General features: G+C 31.8%; 1 protein-coding gene. It reads right to left on the bottom strand.

Annotation, left to right across the window (positions count from 1 at the left end; all coding sequences use genetic code 11):
- Positions 1 to 159: 159 nt before the first annotated feature.
- Complete coding sequence (locus tag D5R40_RS33815) at positions 160 to 513, bottom strand: four helix bundle protein (RefSeq protein ID WP_124143354.1); 354 nt, start codon at positions 511 to 513, stop codon at positions 160 to 162.
- Positions 514 to 531 lie beyond the last annotated feature (18 nt).

Raw genomic sequence — 531 nt, 5'->3', positions numbered from 1 at the left:
AGAACGAGCTAAATTTTCAGTAATATTTGCTCCTAAAGCACCTGCACCACAAATAGTTATTGACAAATTTTTTAGCTTTGTCATAACTTCTGAACTGCGGTAAATTTGTTCGTGAAAAAACATAGTTTGGAAGGAAGAAGGAAGTAAGAAGGAGGAAAATTATGCTTCTAATTTACGAATAGTGGCTATAATGAGACGTTGTAGTTCATCAACTTCTTGAATGATAGAATTAAATAATTCTGGTTTAGCTAAATTTACTGCTTTAGCAATAATTAATTGGGTATCTAACTCTCTGAGAGAACCTAGAGCAATTCTGAGAAAACGTATATATTCAACTTTACTTATTCTGCCATATCCTTCAGCAATATTTGAGGGAACTGAAACACAACTACGACTAATTTGACTCGTTAAACCGTAAAGTTCAGAAGTGGGAAAATGTTGAGTTATTTGATAACAATTAATAGCCATTTTAACACCTCTTTTCCATATATATTGTTCTCGATGACTACCCATAATTTAAAATACCTTTAA

Source organism: Okeania hirsuta (genome assembly GCF_003838195.1).
Lineage (GTDB): Bacteria > Cyanobacteriota > Cyanobacteriia > Cyanobacteriales > Microcoleaceae > Okeania > Okeania hirsuta.
Note: the sequence above shows the minus strand (reverse complement) of the source record. Positions and strands in the feature narration are given on the sequence as shown.